The following is a 20066-nucleotide window of genomic DNA, read 5'->3' as shown; positions in this document are numbered from 1 at the left end:
GTCATAAAGAGAGCAGCTTGCGCATGTAATGATATCGTGAGTAGTTTTTGAATGGAGGGTGATGTGATTAATGATCTCTAACATTCGAATTGGCTTATTTGTTTTAGCGATTGTCTTTGTAGTCCTTGTTTTCTTTTATTGGAAAAATGAGGAGTTGTACGAGGAGAAAAAGCAACGTATTAGAAAGACTTGGTATGGTTTGTTTATCATATCTGTCACCGTGTATTTCATGATAAAAGGAATTGATTTAACCCTCTGGAAAAATCTTTTAATGTTTACTGCAATGGTTATTTTTGTTGATATTGCGTTCATTTTAACACCTAATATTTCTGAAATATGGGGTGCGAAATTTAGCGATATTGGCAAGACAGTTCAATCAATAAAACGATCATTAATTGCATCTAAAGCGAGAGGAGAAATATACACGACAATTATTCAAAATGTTAATCCAGCAGTATTCGGTACGATGGAATGGCATACGGAAGAGGAATATACAAAGAGCTTAAATGCATTTTTAGATTCATATGGGGAAAAGATTGGTGCGAAAATTGTTGTTTTTGAAGCCGCGAAAGAATTAAATACAAACTTTCGTGGTATTCGCTCGCAATTTAGTATTATCGTTCCGTTAGAACATATCGAGCAATTGAATGAGCAGAAAGCGGTGCAAGTAGAAAATGTCGGGATTATACCAGCAAAAATAGTAAGTGACGTTTTCATTGTTATTGATGGAAAGAAAAATAACCTGCAAGATCGGGATTTTGAAAATGTATATAATTTAACAATACATCATAGTTATTTTAGTAAATAAGGACAGAATCTTTTTCTGTCCTTTTCTTCTATACATAAATTAAAAACAAAATCCGACAAAGTTGAATAAAATTGGACAATCATTCCTACACTAGCATGTAGAGGTGATTGTAGTGGTAAAAGATTATGACAATGATTTTTTTAAAGAAGGTAACGAAGATACAACAGATTTCTCTTTAATAAAAGGGGATACGTTGCAGCAAGTAGAAGAATTAGAAGAAGAATTAAAAAGAAAATCATAAGTGTACACTCTTTCTACATTTGCTATATAATATAAATAAAAGGTTGTATCTTTTTGAAAAGGGGGAGAAGAGATGGCTGAAGTCAATGTAGAAAAGTCTTCGTTTTTTAAAGAAAAAAAAGAAGAATCAAATACAGATTTCTCTCTTGTGAAAGGTGCATTAACTCAAAATGTAAATGGATTAGAAAAACTTATAGAGGCGATCCCATATAAGTATATAAAAGAGGGTAATTTAAAAGAGAATGCGTAAAAGCATTCTCTTTTAAATTACATCTTTATGATTTGTTTATCCGCTATTTCTTTTTTTGTTTAAAAATAATTTTATACATATAATATCCAAGAGCTGCAAAAATAAATCCAATAGCAGCACCAACTATTTCTCGCATAAACAATAAGTATAAAGAAGCAATAATTAGGGCAAATAAGATTAAAAGTAGTACATACTTTGAAATAAATTCTAACCCTTTGTACACTAGTAGAATTACACCTGAAAGAACAGTGATGATAGGTAATATCCTATTTTCGAAAAGACCTTCCTTTTTTTTGTTAGAATTCTGATGTTTATTCAATATAAATATACTCCCGTCTTAGAGGATTAATGTTTTATTAGTTTTGCTATTTCATTTTCGAAAAGATTTTTGGTTAAATAGGTTATATCAAAGGAATCATTTATTATATTTTGAGTTAATAGCCATTGAGTGTTTGGTGATTCAATAACAAAGAATCCATTGTCAGAAATAACCTCATTCTTTTCTGTTGTATCTAGACGCATAATAGTGTAAATCGACTGCGTTGTTTTTAAATCCCTTATAAAATTTTCAGCATATAAGGAATTAAATCCATTCTCGATTAACATTGTTTTCCCTTCTTGAATAGACAATGGGAATAACTTTTCGATATTTTGTACGATGTGGTTTGGGAGAGTTCCTACAATGTTACTTTCTTTTTCCTCTTCTTGAAATCCTAGCTGTAATAAATTTTTAGATTCTAAAAATAATCTATCGTCTGAAATCCCTTCGATTTCATGTATAATACCATCTAAACTCTGATATGTAACGTTTGAAGTGTTATCAATATAAATGTTAGCAGTAATCGTTGTTTCGTTTGTAAAATCGACTTTTTGAAGTAATAATGAAAGGTGCGGATTACACATAGTGCTGAATAATTTCTTTATACCCGGTTGTAATTGCATTTCTTTAGTTTGTTGATTAAAGTTTAATAATCCTCTAGCAAATAGGGAATGCGCTGCAGTTAATAATATTTTTTCGACATCTGCTTTCTCTAGTTCATCATAGATAAGACTTAGTAATTCTTTTGCATAAGGTTGATTTTCTATAGAGTTCATTAGAAATGCTAATTCCTCTATGGAAACAATTTGTTTTTTATTCATAGCTCATAAAAAGTCTAATTAGAGACTTTTTTTACCTCATTTCTTCAATTGATTTTTAATTTATTTTAAAAAATTAGTGAAGCTATCTGTAAAACTTGAAATACTCTCTTTAAACTTTTGACGAGGTACAAATTTATCTGCCAATTCATTGAATGCGGTGCCACCTACAGTAGAACCAATAATGCCACCTGCAATTGCACCAACAGCTGTACCAACTGGAGGGAAAATGAATGAGCCAGCTAATGCACCCGCTTCAGCACCCGCTACTCCACCTGCATAAGTTGAAGCTAAATTTCCAACTACCTTTCCTGTAGAATAAACTGTATCCATAGCAATATTAACACCAGCTTGAGAGCCATCATATTTTTTAAAATCACTTTGTATGGCTGATGTTAATGAATTTACTTCACCTAATGTAGTAAGGGTAATGGAAGCTATACCAAAGGGTTTCATATTTTTTATAATATGCTTAGAAATATTAGATTCTTTAATACTATTTTTAGGAAGAGATTTATCTAATTTTCCTAATGATGCAGCGGTTTTTTCTAATGTTGAAAAGTCTTTCAAGGGAATTAATTTATTCCATAATTCTCCCGCCTTACCATTAACCCATTTACGAGTGACGATATCTACTAAATCATTTCTTTTTTTGTTTGGAATAACATTTAATACACCTGCCATTATACCTAATTTAACGGTGGGAGATAATGCGGTCATCAATCCCTTTTTGAGAGAATCGAGTAAACTCCCATTATTTGTGGATAACTCAGCTCCTGTTTCATCATCTACTTTTCTGAATTTTTCGGCTGCCCTTTTTAGTTGAGTTTCAATCTGCTGAAGGTAATGAATATATTTATTCATTACTTGGCTAGATTGTTGAAAATCATAATAAAACTTTTCTTTGGTAGAACCATACCAAATTGATTCAAGATATGAGATATCTTTTCGAAGGTTGGTAAATTGTACTTGTGCTTGTTCTTGAGCACTTTTGAATTTTTCGGCTGAACATTCTAATAATTCTGGAGTCACGATAATATTCAATATGGTTAACCTCCTTGTATGAAAAATTATTTTAACCAAAAATATATTAGATGATAATTCCATTAATTTACTACTTAATAATATCAAATATTATTAAGTAGTAGTAGATTAATGTTGTTAATTTTATGATAATTAACAAAAATAAAAAAGAGATAATGCGAGATAGGAGTTGAAGGTACAACAGATTTCTCTTTAATAAAAGGGGATACGTTGCAGCAAGTAGAAGAATTAGAAGAAGAATTAAAAAGAAAATCATAAGTGTACACTCTTTCTACATTTGCTATATAATATAAATAAAAGGTTGTATCTTTTTGAAAAGGGGGAGAAGAGATGGCTGAAGTCAATGTGCAAAAGTCTTCGTTTTTTAAAGAAAAAAAAGAAGAATCAAATACAGATTTCTCTCTTGTGAAAGGTGCATTAACGGAGAATATAAATCGGTTAGAGAAACTGATGAATAATAGTAGTTCAAAATATATACAGGTGAAAAGAACAAAAGAAAATGCATAGAGCATTTTCTTTTTTTTTATTTAATAGTAAACTTTTCTCTTATTTTTTCAGGCAAATCTGCTTTCTGAATCTCTTCATAGGACTTTACTTCAATTGATGATATTTCATTTTTATTATTATCATCTTGATCTACATAAAGGCGTAAAAACGCGTCTGCATTTAATTTATGATTGTTTTCTTTTTTTGTACTTCTAAATGTAATTTGTTTTTTGACGCCATCTTCATCATATGCGGGCAGCGTATAGTTTCGTAAGTTTCTACCATCTACCTTTTCGATAGTTCCTTCGCCTTTTATCTGCATGTAATATACATCTTTACCAATTCTATTTAGTGACGCTCTCTCACAGCCAATAGTAAAACTAGAAAATAATAAACATAGTGTAATAATTGCTAAAAACTTTTTCATTTTCTTTATCTCCTTTAATGTGTTTCTTTAAAAAGTATACGGCTATTATTAAATGAGAAAAATCGATATAGATTACAATGCCCTTACAATGTTGTAAGAGTGTTTTACATAAAATGAACAATAAAAGTTAAAAGAAAGGTAAAATAATGAATCATGGTATAATGATAAAAGACTTACATACTATTTTTTCATTTTGAAAGGAGCTTGAAAAATGTATTCTACTTTAGAACAATTAACAAAGCACCCTGTATTTTATCATTTTGCAGAAATTTCAAAGATTCCTAGAGGATCAGGTAATGAAAAGGAAATTAGTGATTATTTAGTGGGCTTTGCAAAAGAGCGTAACTTAGAAGTCATTCAAGATGAAGCATTAAATGTCATTATTAAAAAAGAAGCAACAGCTGGTTATGAAAATGTACCAGCTATTATTATTCAAGGTCATATGGATATGGTTTGCGAAAAAAATCAAGCAACAGCACATGATTTTGAAAAAGATCCAATTGAATTAAGAATCATTGGGGATATGTTATATGCAAATCAAACAACTTTAGGTGCTGATAATGGTATTGCAGTTGCGTATGCATTAGCTTTATTAGATTCAAAAGAAATTACGCATCCAGCACTTGAAGTCGTTATCACTACTGAAGAAGAAACGACAATGGGCGGGGCTTTTGCTATTGATCCAAATCATTTTGAAGGAAAGATATTTATAAATATTGATTCTGAAGAAGATCATAAATTACTTGTAAGTAGTGCAGGTGGTGCGAAAGCTGTTGAAACAATTCCCGTAATTTGGGATGAAACGCCAGCGAATATGGATGCATACCGTCTATATGTTGGTGGTCTAAAAGGCGGACATTCTGGTATGGAAATTGATAAACAACGTGGTAATGCGAACAAAGTATTAGGACGAGTATTACGTGATTTATCAGCACATACGGAGTTTAACATAAGTGAAGTTCACGGCGGATTAAAAACGAATGCAATTCCGCGTGAAAGTGTAGCTACACTTTTAATTCGTACAGAAGATGTAGGACAAGTAGAAGAAAAACTAGAATCATGGACACGTGTATTACAAGAAGAAATGCGTGCTGTTGATCCAGATGTTCATGTTACACTGACAAAATTGGATGAAAAAGTTGAAAAAGTATTTGCTAAAGAGACACAAAAGCAGCTTATTTCATCATTATTCTTAATTCCAAATGGCATTCAAAGTATGAGCATGGATATTAAAGGTCTTGTAGAAAGCTCAACAAATTTAGGCGTTATTGAAACGTTGCAAGATGAAATTAAATTACGTAACGAAGTGCGAAGTTCTGTAAGTAGTTTAAAACAACATGTTGCAGAAGAAATCAAATATATTGCTGAATTAGTTGGTGCTACATTTGAAATAGAGTCAGAGTATCCAGAATGGCCATACAATCCAAACTCACAAATTCGTAATTTATTTGAAAAAGTGCATCAAGAAAAATACAATAAAGAAATTGAAATCTTCGCTGTGCATGCGGGGATTGAGTGTAGCGCATTCGTTCAAAAAATGCCTGAATTAGATGCAATTTCATTCGGACCAGACATTTTTAACGTCCACACTCCAGATGAACATATCAGTATCTCTTCTGTAGTGAATAACTGGGGATTCTTCATTGATGTAATGAAGGGTACAAAAGAATTAGCTAAGTAATAACGACGAAATAAAAAGGAGCCTATAAAAATTTATAGGCTCCTTTTTTGTATTGGAATTTATCCCGCTATTTGCAGAGCAGCCCGATTGGTTTAACTAACAATCAGTGGGGGATGAATAAAACCACTACTGATCAAAGTTTCACTTTATGAGAAGTCATTTTTCGTTAGTATGTAATATTAAGCTTGAACAATTAATAAGGATGAATTGTTGATGTTTTTTAGTACTGATGAAGGGGTGGAGAAATGAAGGGAAGAAAGCATTTTATTGTTTGTATGTTTTTATTGTTCTTCACATTTAGTTTTATTGGTGTTCAGAAAATAATAGCAGAGGAAGTTGAATTTACAGGAACAACAGCTCCATTGAATGTAAATGTTAGAGAGGCAAAAAGTTTGAATGCAAATATTGTAGATGTGATTCCCGGAAATACAACAGTATCTTTTAAAGGATGGGAGTATGGTGAAGCGGTTAAAGATTACTGGACAGGAAATTTAGATAATCGTTGGTTTTATTATTTTAAAGATGGAAAAAAAGTATATGTAACGTCAGCGTATATTAATGGAAATCCTCCAAATACATCAATAGATCGTAAATTATCTGTACCTAACATATTACAAGAAAGATCAAATTGGTGTTGGGCAGGCACTTCGGTTTCAGTTTTAAATTATTTTGGGAAAACTCCTTCACAAGATCAGTACGTTAGGTATGTTAAGGGTGGATCATATAATAATCCTGCAACTTCACGTGAAATACAATATGGATTATCAGGATATGGTGTTAGCTCAGCTATAAGTACTGGAGCAAAATCATATGATTGGTTCAAAAGTCAAATTAATAGTAATCAGCCGATGATTGCACTCATTATGTGGCAAAATGGAGCTAACATCGGACACTTTCTAGTACTTGATGGATTTTATAAAGGGACAAATGGAACAGATTATATAACGTACATGGACCCTTGGTATGGTGATCATTATAATCATAATTTCAGTACGTTCCATAACAATAATAATTTTTGGTGGAGTGAAACTGTTTATAATATCCATGCAAACTAATAATATTAAAAGCGGGGGTTCATAAATGGGAAAACTACTTAAGCTTGTGATACCGTGCATGTGCTTAATGACCGTTATTATTTTCGCTAGTAAAATTAGTTATGCATCAAAAAATAAAAGTGAATCAGTACAATCAATCGCATTAAAAGATTATCAATATAGTAAGGGAAGTTCTTCTGAAAATTTAAGTTTTGAAAAAATAACAACATCTCCATTTTCGTTACCAATCTATGCAACAATTCCAGCACAGCAAATTTTAAATAGCTCTGAATTTAAGAATTTACTATTACCAACAAATGAAAAGCTGTGGTTTATTATGAAGGGTGAGCAGCCAGAAGGACTAATTGTTGCGAATGATATTGAACCGATTCGAACGGGCGGAGAAAATAGAAGTAAAGATTTATATGGATTATATACAGCAATAAAGAATAATACAAATGAAACAAAAGATATTAGTTATTTCGAATTTGAAGGGCAAGGAATATTGGTAGTAAATCAAAATAATGATCAAGAAATATACCTTAGTAAAGGTGCCGCTGCCATATTAAAACTTCCTACTGGTCAAAAAGTATTGAGCAGTGAAGTATTACAGAAAATGAAAGAGAGAATTGCAACTGCTTTTGAATAGTTAAATATAAACTGAATAAACAAATTAATAAATGAACGAATATGTATTTAATATGAAATTTCATGTACTGTATTATTTTCGAAAATAATACAGTACATAGTATAAAAAGGATAACAAAAGAAAAGAGTGTAAGATTTTATGAAAAAATGATGATTATAGTAGAAATAGTTGATTCTTACTTGTTTTGTATAAAGTTCGATTCAAATTACACTTTCCATTTAAAATATTTAAATAATTCAAATGGAAAAGCTTGACCTTCACACTATGTAAAGGTTTACAGTAAGACAGAAAAGGAGGTTAAGAAATGAAAAAAATAACGAATTTGTGTATGAGTGCTATACTAACCACATCTATTTTCAGTGGTTATGCTCTAGGGAAGGGGATTGAGAAAGTTCAGGCGAAGGAAATTGAAAAAACGCAAAGAAAAGATATGAAGAAAGTAGAGGTGCGAAAACAAATAGGAAAGTATACAATGCCAGATGAAAAAAACAAACATGAAGGAACATGGCTACAATGGCCTCATGAATTTACATATGGGCAAAAATATCAGCAAGAAGTAGAGCCAATTTGGATTCAAATGACAAATGCTTTAAGTAAAGGCGAAAAAGTTCATATTGTTGCATATGATCAAGAAGAAAAAGAAAGAATTACTGAGGTTTTAATAGATCACGGGGTAAATATGGAGAAAATTGATTTCTTTATCGCACCTACTGACGATGTATGGGCGAGAGATACTGGACCAATTTTTGTTTATGATAATGACAAAAATCTAAAGATATTAGACCCAGGATTTAACGGATGGGGAAAGAAAACACCATATAAGAAAGATGCTCGTCTTCGTGAGAATCTTAGTAAACAGTTAGGAATTGAAAGAATTGATTGGAATAAATTTGTTCTTGAAGGTGGCGCAATTGAATTAGATTGTAATGGAACTGCTTTACTAACTAGAAGTGCTGTAACGAATAAAAATAGAAATGCAAAATTGTCAGAAAAAGATATTGAAAAATATATTAGTGACCTTGGGGTAACAAATTTTATTTGGTTAGATGGAGTACCTAACTTAGATATTACTGATTTTCATATTGATGGATTTGCAAAATTCCACGATAAATCTACTATTATAACATTAAACAAAAAAGATTTAGCTGAATGGGGAACGTCTGATAAAGATATTAACAAGTTGTTGCAGGCAAAAGATGCTGAGGGGAATAAGTACAAGTATGTATATCTGCCGCTAAGCAAGAATAATGTTACATTAGAAAATGGGAAGCAGCTTGATTATAAAGGTTCATATATTAATTATTATATAGCGAATCAAGTTATCTTAGTTCCTAACTATAATGATCCTAATGATAAAATAGCAAATGAGATGATTCAAAAACTTTATCCTGATCGTAAAGTTGTGGGGATTGATGTAAGAGAGCTTTATAAAAATGGTGGTATGATACATTGTATTACTCAACAACAACCAATTAATTTAAAATAATATATTTATAGTGTTCAGTGGAGTTTTCTATTTCTTATGAAAACCTGTTTATCTATAGGATAGGTAAAGATGCGATGGCATTTTTACCTATTTTATTGTAATTTTTATGAGTTAAGTATACCTTTCCTATAAACTGAAGAAACCCACCCTTTTTGAAAAAAGCTTAATCAAAATGGATGGATTTTCTACATTAAAAGCTATACTTGCTGTTGAAGAAGAAACATTGTCTAAAGGTATGTTTTTACCTTTTAAAAGTCGTTTGAATCCCTTCAATAAAACATCCAAAGAGTCCTCTATTATTGGGGTTTTAAAAGTTTCTGGTACAATCATTCTTACTAAAATATCTAAATACAATCTATATTTTTTCTTTTAGCAATCCATACATGCCCATCACCTTCAGAATTATCTTAAATAATAAAAGTTCAGCGACTTTTCTGTTTTTATTTGTAAATGAACACATTATACTTGGCCAATTATTGTGCAACCTTTTCGAATAAATGATTTTCTTTATTTGAAAATAAGGGTGCATCTATAAAACCATAATGATAAACTAAAATACCTAATTCCACTCTAGAATTAATATGCCATTTTTCTTTAATATGATTAATTATCGTTGAAATTCTTCGAGGGGTAACATATATTTTTTTTGAAATTTCTACATCTGTAAATCCTTTTGCTACATAAATAGCCACTTCTAACTCTCTTTCGGTCAACATTCTTTTCATAAAATACGCTCCTTCGAAATTATCTATATAAAAATCAAAAGAAACTATTAAAAGAAATAAAGGTGAAAAACCATATTTATTTTAATCTGGCTATTTGCGGGTAGTAAGACTCCCACCTCAAAATTTAGATGTGGCAAAGAAGTCGGACTCCCTGTAAAAGCCTATCTGGAGTGGACTAATAATCAGTGATGATGAATAAAACTCCCATTGATTATTAGTGAACCATATTTTAATAATTTCTCGTATTGTGATACAAGTTTGTAAAAGAAACTATAAATCCATATAATTAGTAATTGTAACTATATTAATTTTACATTACATTAAAAGTTGGAAAATATTCTTATACTCATAAAGTGTTACATTTGAGGGAGGAAAGATGGAATTCTACAATCTTGGTATTATTATTAAAGAACTTAGAAAGAAAAAAAACATGTCACAATCTGAATTATGTCATGGAATATGTTCACAAAGCCAAATTAGTAAGATAGAAAAAGGTATTATTTATCCATCTAGCATATTGTTGTATCAATTATCTGAAAGACTTGGTATTGATCCAAATTATATATTTGCGCTAACGAAAAACAAAAAAATAAAATATATTGAAAATGTAAAATGTGTAATGAGAGATTGTGTGAAACAAAAAGAATATAATGAGCTTTACGAAATAGTGAAAAAAGAGAAAAACGAAAATAATTTCCAATCAAAAGAAGATAAACAATTTCTATTATGGCATGAAGCGATTGCTATATATTATGTAAATGGAGCAACAATTAATGCTTTTGACATTTTAAATAGAGCACTAAAACAAACCTTAAGTAGTAGTAACTTTTTATCAGAAAAAGAAATAAGCATAATGAATTCAATTGCTATAATACATGCAGAAAATGAAGACTATGAGAAAAGCATAAATATATTAAAACAAAGTTTAATTAATTTTAATAAGATAGAATTCCCTAGAGAAAAAGAAATCAAATTAAGACTCATTCATACGTTAACAAAATGTTTACACCTTGCAAATCAATATGAAGAAGCAATAAAGTATAGTGAAATAGGCATAAAATTAGCTATAAATATGAATACTTTATACTTATTAGGTGAATTGTTTTTTGAAAAAGGTGCAATTTTATTAAAAGTTCAGCACTCTAATGAAGTTGGTTTAACATACATAAAAAAGGCATTATTTATATTTGAATTAACAGAAAGAAAACAATATATAAAAATGATCAAGGATAAATATATTAAAAATCAAGAATAAACAAGAAATAATTCTAACATAAGTTATTGCTAATTGGTATTTATTCCTAAAAAAAGTACTGTAATACGAACTATTCCTAATTGTTATTTATTGCTAAAATAAATACCGTAATATTAGATAAATATAAAGGGTGGCATTTTATGAAATCAAGAGGAATTACTCGTAAAGCAGATAGCATGGGGCGTATTGTTATTCCAATGGAAATAAGACGGAGTTTAGGAATTGTAGAAAAAGATTCTCTTGAAATGTTTATAGAAGAGGACCAGATTATTTTACGAAAATATCAATCACCAAGAGCTTGTGTACTTACAGGGGATATTTCAGACAGCAATATTTCGTTAGCGAATGGGAAGATTATTGTAAGTCCAAACGGGATGGAACTGTTAATAAAGAAGTTACAGCAATATCTTTTAAAATAAAAGGTAAGTAAGAAATTTAAAATAGAATATACTTGGAAAAAGGTCCTCTATCACCATTTAGGGGACCTTTTTATTGTTATCAATAAAATTGAGAGGCCGTAGTTGGTTCAATGAAATACGAATTACCTTATGAATAGTCTGACTATTTTTTATAAAAAAACTATTTATTTACATTTTTTGGTTTCGTGTTATATTTTTAGTGTTAATATATTTATCTTGAAAATTCTGATTTTAAACTCAGGAAAACTTTAGAAAATGAAATACTCTTACTTGAATTGAAAATCATATAAACATAGTTTGAAAGTAAAGTATGAAAATGAATCAGATTTTCAAATTAAATTTGCCAATTTAACGGAGATTCGTGGGGGAAATGTGACTAAGAAGAAATCTCTTATACTCCACGTTTTTTATTTGTAAATTGGTAGTTCTAATAGCTTTGAAGAAAAGCAAAGGAGCAAAAAAGAAGTAGGTAGTTCATTTAATAGAAGATATGGTGTGAAAAAATAAAACAACGGAGGTTTTATAATGAATAAAGGAACACTGCAGATTACAGAAATCGAAGAAATTAGCATTCCTAATGTATTGAAGGATAAAATGAAGAATCTAATAGACCATGAATTAAAAGCTCATAATCCTTATACTTGTGATCAAGAAATAGCTGCAAGCTTTTCAAGAGAGTGGCTTAATTGTTTGATTGATTATTTAAAGAAAACTTCGAATTCAGACATGAAAAAACTACTACATATGATAAAAGTAGCGAATTGTGGTGGGAACGTACCACCTACTCTTATTAAAAATATTCCATGTGATCCTATGGAAACCCTATTACCTGGGGAGAATCGCAAAGGTTTTAATTATGGTGAAGACGAAGACGATAGAATGAAAAAATATTTTTATGCAGAATGGGTCACATGGCTTTTCGCCACACTTTTTAATTATGATGCTTTAATTCACCCATCCGAACATGCAGGGAAAAATAGATTTCACCTCATTTCCCCTTTGAACAACGATGAAGTTTTGCGAAATGTCGGTGCAAGCACCGGTGGTGGGAACTTTTATCAACATAACGATGCCACAGTGTATACAGATATGAAAGACCAATCAGATATTGAAGCAAGATTGAAAACATTCAATACGAATTTAGAAATTGTATCAAATAGACTCAATAAATCCGTGGAAAGAATAGTGTCTGAAATTACTTGTGGAAAATTTACTAGAGTTGATGCTCTTTTATTAAAAGGAGTGTTAAATTTAAAAACTCAAACTCATATTGGAACGCCAAAATTACTTCAAAAGCATCTTGAAGAAAATGACTTCAGTAAAGATGATATATTGGCGATAAGTAAAATGCCTATTGCTCATATCGCAGGAATGGCGGATGGTGAAATATCTGGATTTGTAGGGGAAATAAACCAAATTATATTTTTGGATGATAATGGCGATATTATTGCAACTTGTTTGAATGGAGCAGAAAATAGATTGATTTATGTGGGAGAAAGTGAAGAAGAAAAATTGAAATTTGACATGTTTTTAGAACTCTTACGAACAACGCCTACTTATAAGGTTCCACTTACATCTGAAGATTTATTAATTATCCCAAATTCATACTATGGTAAACAAACAAATGTAACTCATGGTAGGGAAAGGTTATCTGAGGAAGAATATAAAATCCCGATTGGAGATAATAAGTACGGAAGAAGAATTGTTTGCAGGCAGTACGTTTCCAGCCGATTACGTGATCAGAAAGAAAGTTACTTTACAGATATCATTAACTAGTTTAAAGAGAGGAGGGGTGATGGGGAGGTTTGGGTTATAATAGCTCAAGCCTGCCCCTATTCTTTGTATGGATTTTACTATTGAATTACTCATACTACTATTTTTAGTAGCTGTATTAGCAGGATGGATAGATACAATTGCTGGGGGCGGTGGTATGATAACTATCCCGATAATGTTATTAGTAGGTATGTCTCCTTCTGTAGCGATAGCAACTAATAAACTACAAGGGAGTAGCGGAACCCTCATGGCAACAATGATTTTTATTAAGAAGAAAGAAATTAATCTCAAAGATATGCGTTTGTCCATCTTAATGACCTTTTTGGGATCCGTTTTCGGTGGATGGCTTGTTTTACAGATACGGGCAGAATATCTAATCATGATATTACCTTTTTTACTTATTATTATTGGTCTTTATTTTCTATTATCTCCAAATATAGCAAACGAAGATCGACCGAGAAAAATAAGTATGTTGTTGTTTGCGTTAACAGTGGCTCCGTTACTTGGATTTTATGATGGTTTCTTCGGCCCTGGAACAGGTAGCTTGATTGCTTTAGCGTTCATTCTCTTATGTGGATATAGTGCTACACGGGCAACTGCAAATGCTAAGATTTTGAATTTTACAAGTAATTTCGCTGCTTTGTTGTATTTTATTATTTTTGGCCAAATCGATTGGACAATTGGATTGATTATGATGCTTGGTCAAATTATAGGATCATATATTGGGGCGAAGATGGTGCTTACAAAAGGGACGGCATTAATACGACCAATAGTGGTTATTGTTTGCTTTGTCATGGCAATTAAAATTTTTTTACAAAATATAAACTGAATGTAATCAATATATTATTTGGATCAAAGTTAGAGTGTTTTCATGTTCTTATTGCAGTATTACGCTGTTTAAGATGTGTTCAAAATTACACAATTTGACTAGTGTAATGTATTGCGTTATGCTTTTTTTAGTATAAAAGAAAGGCTTGAAGATAATGATTCGTCGTTTGAGAAAGCTAAAAAATGTAGCTGTCGTAGTAAGCTTCTAAGTAAATAGCAAAATATATAATACTTAGAAGCGAGGAATAAAGTTATGAAGTATCCATTATTTAATCATTGGTCAGAAACAAAGTATATAAAAGATATAGTAACAAATCCACTCATTGAAGTGGGAGAGTACTCCTATTATTCAGGCTATTATAGTCATCAAAATTTTGAAGATGGCTGTGTAAGGTATTTGTGGGGGGATGCTAAGTCTCAAGCACTTTTCAATCCAATTGAACAGATGGGATGGCATCTTGATAAACTCATTATTGGGAATTATGTTTGCATTGCAAGTGGAGTAGTCATTTTAATGGGTGGTAACCATAATCATCACTCAGAATGGATTACAGTATATCCATTCGCTGAGCAAATTGAACAATCATATGAACCTAAGGGTGATACAGTCATAAAAAGTGATGCTTGGATTGGAATGAATGCTATAATAATGCCTGGCGTTACTATTGGTGAAGGGGCAATTGTTGCTGCAGGATCTGTCGTAAGTAAAGATGTTCCGCCGTATACAATAGTTGGTGGAAATCCTGCTAAGGAAATAAAGAAACGATTCACTGATACAGAAATAAACATGTTAATGGAAATGCGTTGGTTTGATTGGGATAGGAAATTGATTGAGAAGGCAATTCCGCTGTTATCTAGTCTATCCATCGAACCATTATTTGCTTTTTATAAAAATGAAGTGAAAAATAAATAAATCAGTTAGAAAAACTACATCCAGTATAGGGTGTAGTTTTTTTATTACAAAAAACTAATAGTTTAGACTAAAGAAAATTCATCTCTAATATAAGTCTAGCAAATAGCTGAATTGAGTAATTAAAATCCTTGATAGCTAATAAAGCATTAACGGGCAGTAAGACCACAACTGATTAAAGTTTCACTTTATTTTTTGTAAATGTGGAACAAATGTATTATTTAGATTGTCTATTAATTGTAATCCTAAAAAATATGAAAGTACGAATCATTTTGAAAAATATAAGGGGATTAAAAATAGTGATATGTGTGGGAATACAAAGTATTAGGGCACCTAAAAGTGTCGGATGAGATGGTCTATATGAAAGCGATTCTAATGTCTTATATGTATATACAATTTGAGAACACTGTCTATTTTTTGAGATTATGTTAGAATAACGCTTTTTTTGAGTATAAAAATATTGGAGGTAACAGAAGTGAAAGGTATGTTTTGCAAGAGATTTATTGCAATAGTAACAGTGCTTACACTATTTTGTAGCATGTTCGTTACATTTGGAAGAGCAGCAGCGGAAACAGTTTCTGCTATAGAGGTTGAAGCAGGATCAGCAATTTTAATAGAAGCAAATTCCGGGAAAATTTTATATGAAAAAAATGCAGATGAATCATTGGCAATTGCTAGTATGACAAAAATGATGAGCGAATACTTAGTTCATGAAGCGGTGGATAAAGGAAAACTTAAATGGGATCAAAAAGTTAAAATCTCTGAATATGCACATAAGATTTCGCAAGATCGTTCATTATCAAACGTTCCATTAGAAAATGGTGGCTCTTATACGGTAAAAGAGTTATATGAGGCAATGGCAATTTACTCTGCAAACGGTGCAACAATTGCTTTAGTTGAAGAGATTGCTGGTAAAGAAGTCAACTTTGTAAAAATGATGAACGATAAGTCGAAAGAGTTTGGAATGAAAGATTATAAATTTGTAAACTCTACAGGCTTAACAAATCACGATTTAAAAGGATATCATCCAGAAGGGACAACTCTAGACGAGAAAAATAAAATGTCTGCAAGAGATTGTGCAATTTTAGCACAACGTCTTATTCAAGATTTCCCCCAAATATTAAATACAGCAAAAATTCCTAAAAAAACATTCCAAGAGGGTGGTAAATATCCAATTGATATGGCGAACTTTAACTGGATGTTAAAAGGTTTAATTAAGCAATATGAAGGTGTAGATGGTTTAAAAACAGGAACGACTCCAGAGGCGGGAGATTGTTTCACTGGTACAGTAGAAAGAAACGGTATGCGCCTAATTTCTGTAGTGATAAAAGCAAAATCTCATACGGCACGTTTTGATGAAACAAAGAAATTATACGATTATGGATTTGCTAATTTTGAAGTGAAGAATGTCTACAGAAAAGATTCAGTAGTAAAAGGGCATGAAACAGTGCGAGTAGCAAATGCAAAAGACAAAGAAGTAGTAGTTCAAACGAAGCAAGCTGTTTCACTTCCAATACCGAAGAGCAACAAAGACGTTTATAAAAAAGAATTTAAAGTATTGAATAAAGAACAAGAAGCGCCTATTAAAAAAGGTGTAACAATTAGTGAAATGATTATCTCGCCTAAAGATAATACAGATCCGGGGTTCTTATCAGGTAAATCGTTACAAATAGATCTTGTAACAAAATCTGATGTGGAACAAGCAAATTGGTTTACACGTTTTATACGTAAAACAGAATCTTTTTTTAGTGGTATGTGGGATAGTGCGATTGATATAGTAAAAAGCTAATTTTATAGGATACAACTAAATATTAGTCTGAAACAAAAGGTTTCAAAGTATTATAGATTCTTATGTGCATAGTTTGGAATGAAAGAGTGTATTACTTTTCAAATTGGGTCCTTCGGAATTTTTTGTATTTCTATCAAGCTAAAATAAATTTGTATCCATATATCCCAAAAACGCTATTCTTTTTGTAGAAATATACAGAAAGGATGGTGTTTATTATGAATCTTTCGATTTAAAGGATTCGGGTGCAAGGTTAGTTTAATAAAGTTACATGATGAAAAAACACCCATTATTCCATCAAATGACAATGAAAAATTAATATCCGGTACGTATTTCTGTAATTAGATTGTATCCCGCTATTTGCCGGGCAGTAAGACCCCCACCTCAAAATTCAGCGGAAGCAAGGAAGTTAGGTGGGGGCCCTGCTGCCCGTAAACGCCCGATTGGCGGGGGCTGATAATCAGTGGAGGATGAACAAAACCTCCACTGATTAAAGTTTCACTTTATAAAAATTTAATAAAATCTTTTCTTTGTATTAAATATTTTGTTTTACATTATGTATATAAAGAAATGGAGGTCAAATTAACTTTGTACTGCTTATATTAGGAATTTAAAGAAACAATATGTACAATCCACCCACTACATTCTTATAGTGGCATTTATGAACAGCAAAATTTACAATTTACAAGGAGAACATTTTATGAGTAAGAGAATAAAAGAATTAGATTCCATACGAGGGTTAGCGGCACTTACTGTGGTATTTGGACATTTTTGTTTAATGCTACCATCGTTGCCTAATTCTATTAAATTTTCCCCGCTTAGGTTTTTATGGGCGGGTGGGGAAGCTGTTATCGTTTTTTATGTACTAAGTGGTTTTGTGTTATCTATGGCACTTTATCATTCAAAAACAAATTATTGGGGATATTTAATTAAGAGATTTGTAAGAATCTATATTCCTTATTATTTTTGGATAATCGTTACCTTTGTTTTATTTATTTTATTTTCGTCGTATGAAGTGGTAGGGCTACGGGATTGGTTCTATGATAGGTGGCAAGGGTCTATAACGAACTTAGATATTCTAAACCACTTTGTGCTTCTTAATAACTTTTTTACGGAAAATTATAATCCAGTTATTTGGTCATTGGCTCAAGAGATGCGTATATCTATTGTGTTTCCTTTGTTATTCCTTCTTTTTTATAAACTGAATTGGAAGAAAACGATACTATTTGCTTTGAGCTTTTCATTAATTAGTGTTGTTCTTAATATGTTGCATATTGGGAAAGCTGAAGGATTTTATAATGGTTATGCTGATACACTGCATTTTACATCTATGTTTATGATTGGAATGTTACTTTTTAAGTATCAGGAAAAACTTATCTACTCATATAGGAATATGAAAAAATTTAAAAAAGGATTTCTTATTGCATTAGGGGTTATTCTTTATTTATATTCCATTTTAATTTATGGTTTTTCCCGTAATGATACAACTTTCTTATTAAAAGATTGGGGTGTCGTAATGGGGATTAGTATATTTATTATAATGGCTATGAGTAACCTAAAAGTAAAAGCATTTTTAAATAAGAGTGTATTTGTATATTTAGGAGAAATTTCATACAGTATCTATTTATGTCATTTTCCAATCATGATGGTACTATTTAAACTTTTGTATACAAAGATACCTATCTTTTTCCTTCTTACTTTTTGCATTGCAATGACACTACTTTTTTCTATAGTTTCATATTATTTAATCGAAAAGAAATGTATCAACTGGGCAAAACAAAGAACAACAAATTTTTTGAAAAAAGTATAATTCCTAGATAGATTGTATTTCTTTAGTAAATATATGAATATGACCGATTCCTAAGTATACTTAGGAATCGGTCAATTTTGGATTCTAAATGTAAATATAGTAAAGTGGAATATAATCGAAATCGAAAACCACTTAGAAATAACAATTACGGTGTGAGCTATTGTATAGTATAGATATGGTTAATAATAAAGGGGGAATACATATGTGGAAGCGATTTGTAGCAATTGGTGATAGTTTTACAGAGGGGATAGGGGATGAAGTTGAGGGAATTGCATTAAAAAGCTGGGTAGATCATTTTGTTCAACTGTGTGAAAACGATATAGAATATGCCAATTTTGCAAAGCGTGGGTTAGTAACTAAAGAAATTCGCTCGCAGCAATTGGAAAAAGCGCTAACTTTTAATCCAGATTTGGTTAGTCTCATTGCAGGGGCAAACGATGTTTTAAAAGGACGTTGGAATCACGATGCATATAAGAACGATATGGAATTTATGATAGATACATTAAGTAAAGCAGGGGCTGATATTATTATAGCAAACCTTCCAGATTTTACAGTTAGGCTTCCTTTTGCTTCTGAAAAAAAACAAGTAATAAAAGAACAATTATTAGAGGCAAATGAAGTTATACATTCACTGAGCAGAGAGTATAAGCTTCATCATGTTGATTTTTGGAATCATCATTTAGTTAATGATAATACGCTTTGGTCTAAGGATTTAATTCATCCAAACTCAAAAGGATATGTAAAAGTTGCTGAATTAATTTTTAGTAGTTTGCCTGTACAGAAGATAAAATAATAGTTTGCAATTTAAAGAATATGATATTAAGTGTATGAATTTATATTTTTTAGTAAATGGAAAGAACTAAACATTTAGCAAACAAAGCGTATCTACGATATATTTCTACAGTAGTTCATAAATGTAGAATCACAAAGAAAGATCACTTATGGAAATAGGTGGTCTTTAAACATTTTTATAACTAAATTAAAATATATACTGTATTACTAACAATTTCGTACTACATAAAAATTAAGTTCTCTTATAGAAAAACTGATTTTATATTATATTAAAATATAATAACATATTCAAATCATATTTTGGGTATGTATCCTAATTGTGAATAATGTGTAATTTTTTTGAAGTATAAATATCCAATAAATAAAATAGGTAGTAGGTGCAGAAGTATTAATACTATATTATTCAATTCTGTTATGAGTGCATTAGTAATTGGTAGTATTATATTTTTATTATCAATTTTAGTTATTGGAATTAATTTGCATAGAAAATATGTAGGATAAGAAAAGATAAATATACTTTATTGTA

General features: G+C 30.8%; 21 protein-coding genes. 16 read left to right on the top strand and 5 right to left on the bottom strand.

All coding sequences use genetic code 11. From position 1 onward, the window contains the following. Nucleotides 1–70 precede the first annotated feature (70 nt). From ACS2FK_RS29295 to spoIISB (ACS2FK_RS29285), 3 genes are all read left to right on the top strand, one after another. A complete protein-coding gene (locus ACS2FK_RS29295) occupies nt 71–808 on the top strand; it encodes a type II toxin-antitoxin system SpoIISA family toxin (RefSeq protein ID WP_000624977.1) in 738 nt (245 codons plus the stop codon). A gap of 112 nt (nt 809–920) precedes the next feature. Further along, complete coding sequence (locus tag ACS2FK_RS29290) at nt 921–1049, top strand: hypothetical protein (protein ID WP_000237819.1); 129 nt, start codon at nt 921–923, stop codon at nt 1047–1049. A gap of 72 nt (nt 1050–1121) precedes the next feature. Beyond that, a complete protein-coding gene (gene spoIISB, locus ACS2FK_RS29285) occupies nt 1122–1298 on the top strand; it encodes a stage II sporulation protein SB (protein WP_063547285.1) in 177 nt (58 codons plus the stop codon). Nucleotides 1299–1341: 43 nt separating this feature from the next. On the opposite strand, the gene ACS2FK_RS29280 is transcribed toward spoIISB (ACS2FK_RS29285), so the two are convergent. The 3 genes from ACS2FK_RS29280 to ACS2FK_RS29270 are packed head-to-tail and all read right to left on the bottom strand — an operon-like array spanning nt 1342 to nt 3479. Further along, on the bottom strand, nt 1342–1617 hold the full coding sequence (locus tag ACS2FK_RS29280) for a hypothetical protein (RefSeq protein WP_063547286.1): 276 nt from the start codon (nt 1615–1617) through the stop codon (nt 1342–1344). Nucleotides 1618–1643: 26 nt separating this feature from the next. Next, the gene (locus tag ACS2FK_RS29275; RefSeq protein WP_176328690.1) at nt 1644–2438 is read right to left on the bottom strand and encodes a hypothetical protein; all 795 of its coding nucleotides are present in this window, start codon (nt 2436–2438) and stop codon (nt 1644–1646) included. Nucleotides 2439–2498: 60 nt separating this feature from the next. Next, a complete protein-coding gene (locus ACS2FK_RS29270; RefSeq protein ID WP_063547287.1) occupies nt 2499–3479 on the bottom strand; it encodes a WXG100 family type VII secretion target in 981 nt (326 codons plus the stop codon). A gap of 330 nt (nt 3480–3809) precedes the next feature. On the opposite strand from ACS2FK_RS29270, the gene spoIISB (ACS2FK_RS29265) reads away from it, so the two are divergent. After that, a complete protein-coding gene (gene spoIISB / locus ACS2FK_RS29265; protein WP_000852629.1) occupies nt 3810–3986 on the top strand; it encodes a stage II sporulation protein SB in 177 nt (58 codons plus the stop codon). Nucleotides 3987–4002: 16 nt separating this feature from the next. Here the strand turns inward: spoIISB (ACS2FK_RS29265) and ACS2FK_RS29260 are convergent, their stop codons facing one another. After that, nucleotides 4003–4392: a YxeA family protein gene (locus tag ACS2FK_RS29260; RefSeq protein WP_000713869.1), complete on the bottom strand. Its 390-nt coding sequence runs from the start codon at nt 4390–4392 to the stop codon at nt 4003–4005. A gap of 211 nt (nt 4393–4603) precedes the next feature. On the opposite strand from ACS2FK_RS29260, the gene pepD reads away from it, so the two are divergent. The 4 genes from pepD to ACS2FK_RS29240 all read left to right on the top strand — a co-directional run bounded on the left by pepD (nt 4604) and on the right by ACS2FK_RS29240 (nt 9242). Continuing rightward, nucleotides 4604–6073, top strand: a complete 1470-nt coding sequence (gene pepD, locus ACS2FK_RS29255; RefSeq protein ID WP_063547288.1) for a beta-Ala-His dipeptidase — start codon at nt 4604–4606, stop codon at nt 6071–6073. Between the two features lie 245 nt (nt 6074–6318). Continuing rightward, a complete protein-coding gene (locus ACS2FK_RS29250) occupies nt 6319–7128 on the top strand; it encodes a papain-like cysteine protease family protein (RefSeq protein WP_063547289.1) in 810 nt (269 codons plus the stop codon). Nucleotides 7129–7153: 25 nt separating this feature from the next. Then, a complete protein-coding gene (locus tag ACS2FK_RS29245) occupies nt 7154–7756 on the top strand; it encodes a hypothetical protein (RefSeq protein WP_063547290.1) in 603 nt (200 codons plus the stop codon). Nucleotides 7757–8060: 304 nt separating this feature from the next. Further along, nucleotides 8061–9242 (top strand): agmatine deiminase family protein, encoded by a 1182-nt coding sequence (locus tag ACS2FK_RS29240; protein ID WP_063547291.1) that lies wholly within the window; start codon nt 8061–8063, stop codon nt 9240–9242. Nucleotides 9243–9715: 473 nt separating this feature from the next. Here the strand turns inward: ACS2FK_RS29240 and ACS2FK_RS29235 are convergent, their stop codons facing one another. After that, on the bottom strand, nt 9716–9967 hold the full coding sequence (locus tag ACS2FK_RS29235; protein WP_000827555.1) for a response regulator transcription factor: 252 nt from the start codon (nt 9965–9967) through the stop codon (nt 9716–9718). Nucleotides 9968–10343: 376 nt separating this feature from the next. On the opposite strand from ACS2FK_RS29235, the gene ACS2FK_RS29230 reads away from it, so the two are divergent. The 8 genes from ACS2FK_RS29230 (at nt 10344) to ACS2FK_RS29195 (ending at nt 19541) form a co-directional block, all read left to right on the top strand. Then, nucleotides 10344–11222 (top strand): helix-turn-helix domain-containing protein, encoded by an 879-nt coding sequence (locus ACS2FK_RS29230; RefSeq protein ID WP_000397972.1) that lies wholly within the window; start codon nt 10344–10346, stop codon nt 11220–11222. A gap of 140 nt (nt 11223–11362) precedes the next feature. Next, nucleotides 11363–11641: an AbrB/MazE/SpoVT family DNA-binding domain-containing protein gene (locus ACS2FK_RS29225; RefSeq protein WP_063547292.1), complete on the top strand. Its 279-nt coding sequence runs from the start codon at nt 11363–11365 to the stop codon at nt 11639–11641. A 525-nt stretch (nt 11642–12166) separates the two neighbouring features. After that, nucleotides 12167–13417 (top strand): hypothetical protein, encoded by a 1251-nt coding sequence (locus ACS2FK_RS29220; protein ID WP_063547293.1) that lies wholly within the window; start codon nt 12167–12169, stop codon nt 13415–13417. Nucleotides 13418–13484: 67 nt separating this feature from the next. Further along, entirely contained in the window at nt 13485–14243 is a 759-nt protein-coding gene (locus ACS2FK_RS29215) for a TSUP family transporter (protein WP_029442323.1), read from the top strand. Between the two features lie 252 nt (nt 14244–14495). After that, entirely contained in the window at nt 14496–15155 is a 660-nt protein-coding gene (locus ACS2FK_RS29210; RefSeq protein WP_063547294.1) for a CatB-related O-acetyltransferase, read from the top strand. 472 nt (nt 15156–15627) lie between these two features. Beyond that, on the top strand, nt 15628–16941 hold the full coding sequence (locus ACS2FK_RS29205; RefSeq protein ID WP_063547295.1) for a D-alanyl-D-alanine carboxypeptidase family protein: 1314 nt from the start codon (nt 15628–15630) through the stop codon (nt 16939–16941). Between the two features lie 658 nt (nt 16942–17599). Next, nucleotides 17600–18748, top strand: coding sequence for an acyltransferase family protein (locus ACS2FK_RS29200; protein ID WP_080469796.1), 1149 nt, complete (start codon nt 17600–17602; stop codon nt 18746–18748). Between the two features lie 202 nt (nt 18749–18950). After that, entirely contained in the window at nt 18951–19541 is a 591-nt protein-coding gene (locus tag ACS2FK_RS29195; RefSeq protein WP_000265883.1) for an SGNH/GDSL hydrolase family protein, read from the top strand. The last annotated feature ends 525 nt before the right edge of the window (nt 19542–20066 follow it).

Source organism: Bacillus cereus group sp. BceL220, assembly GCF_051776965.1.
GTDB classification, from domain to species: Bacteria; Bacillota; Bacilli; order Bacillales; family Bacillaceae_G; genus Bacillus_A; species Bacillus_A cereus.
This window is presented reverse-complemented; position numbering and strand designations above follow the sequence as displayed.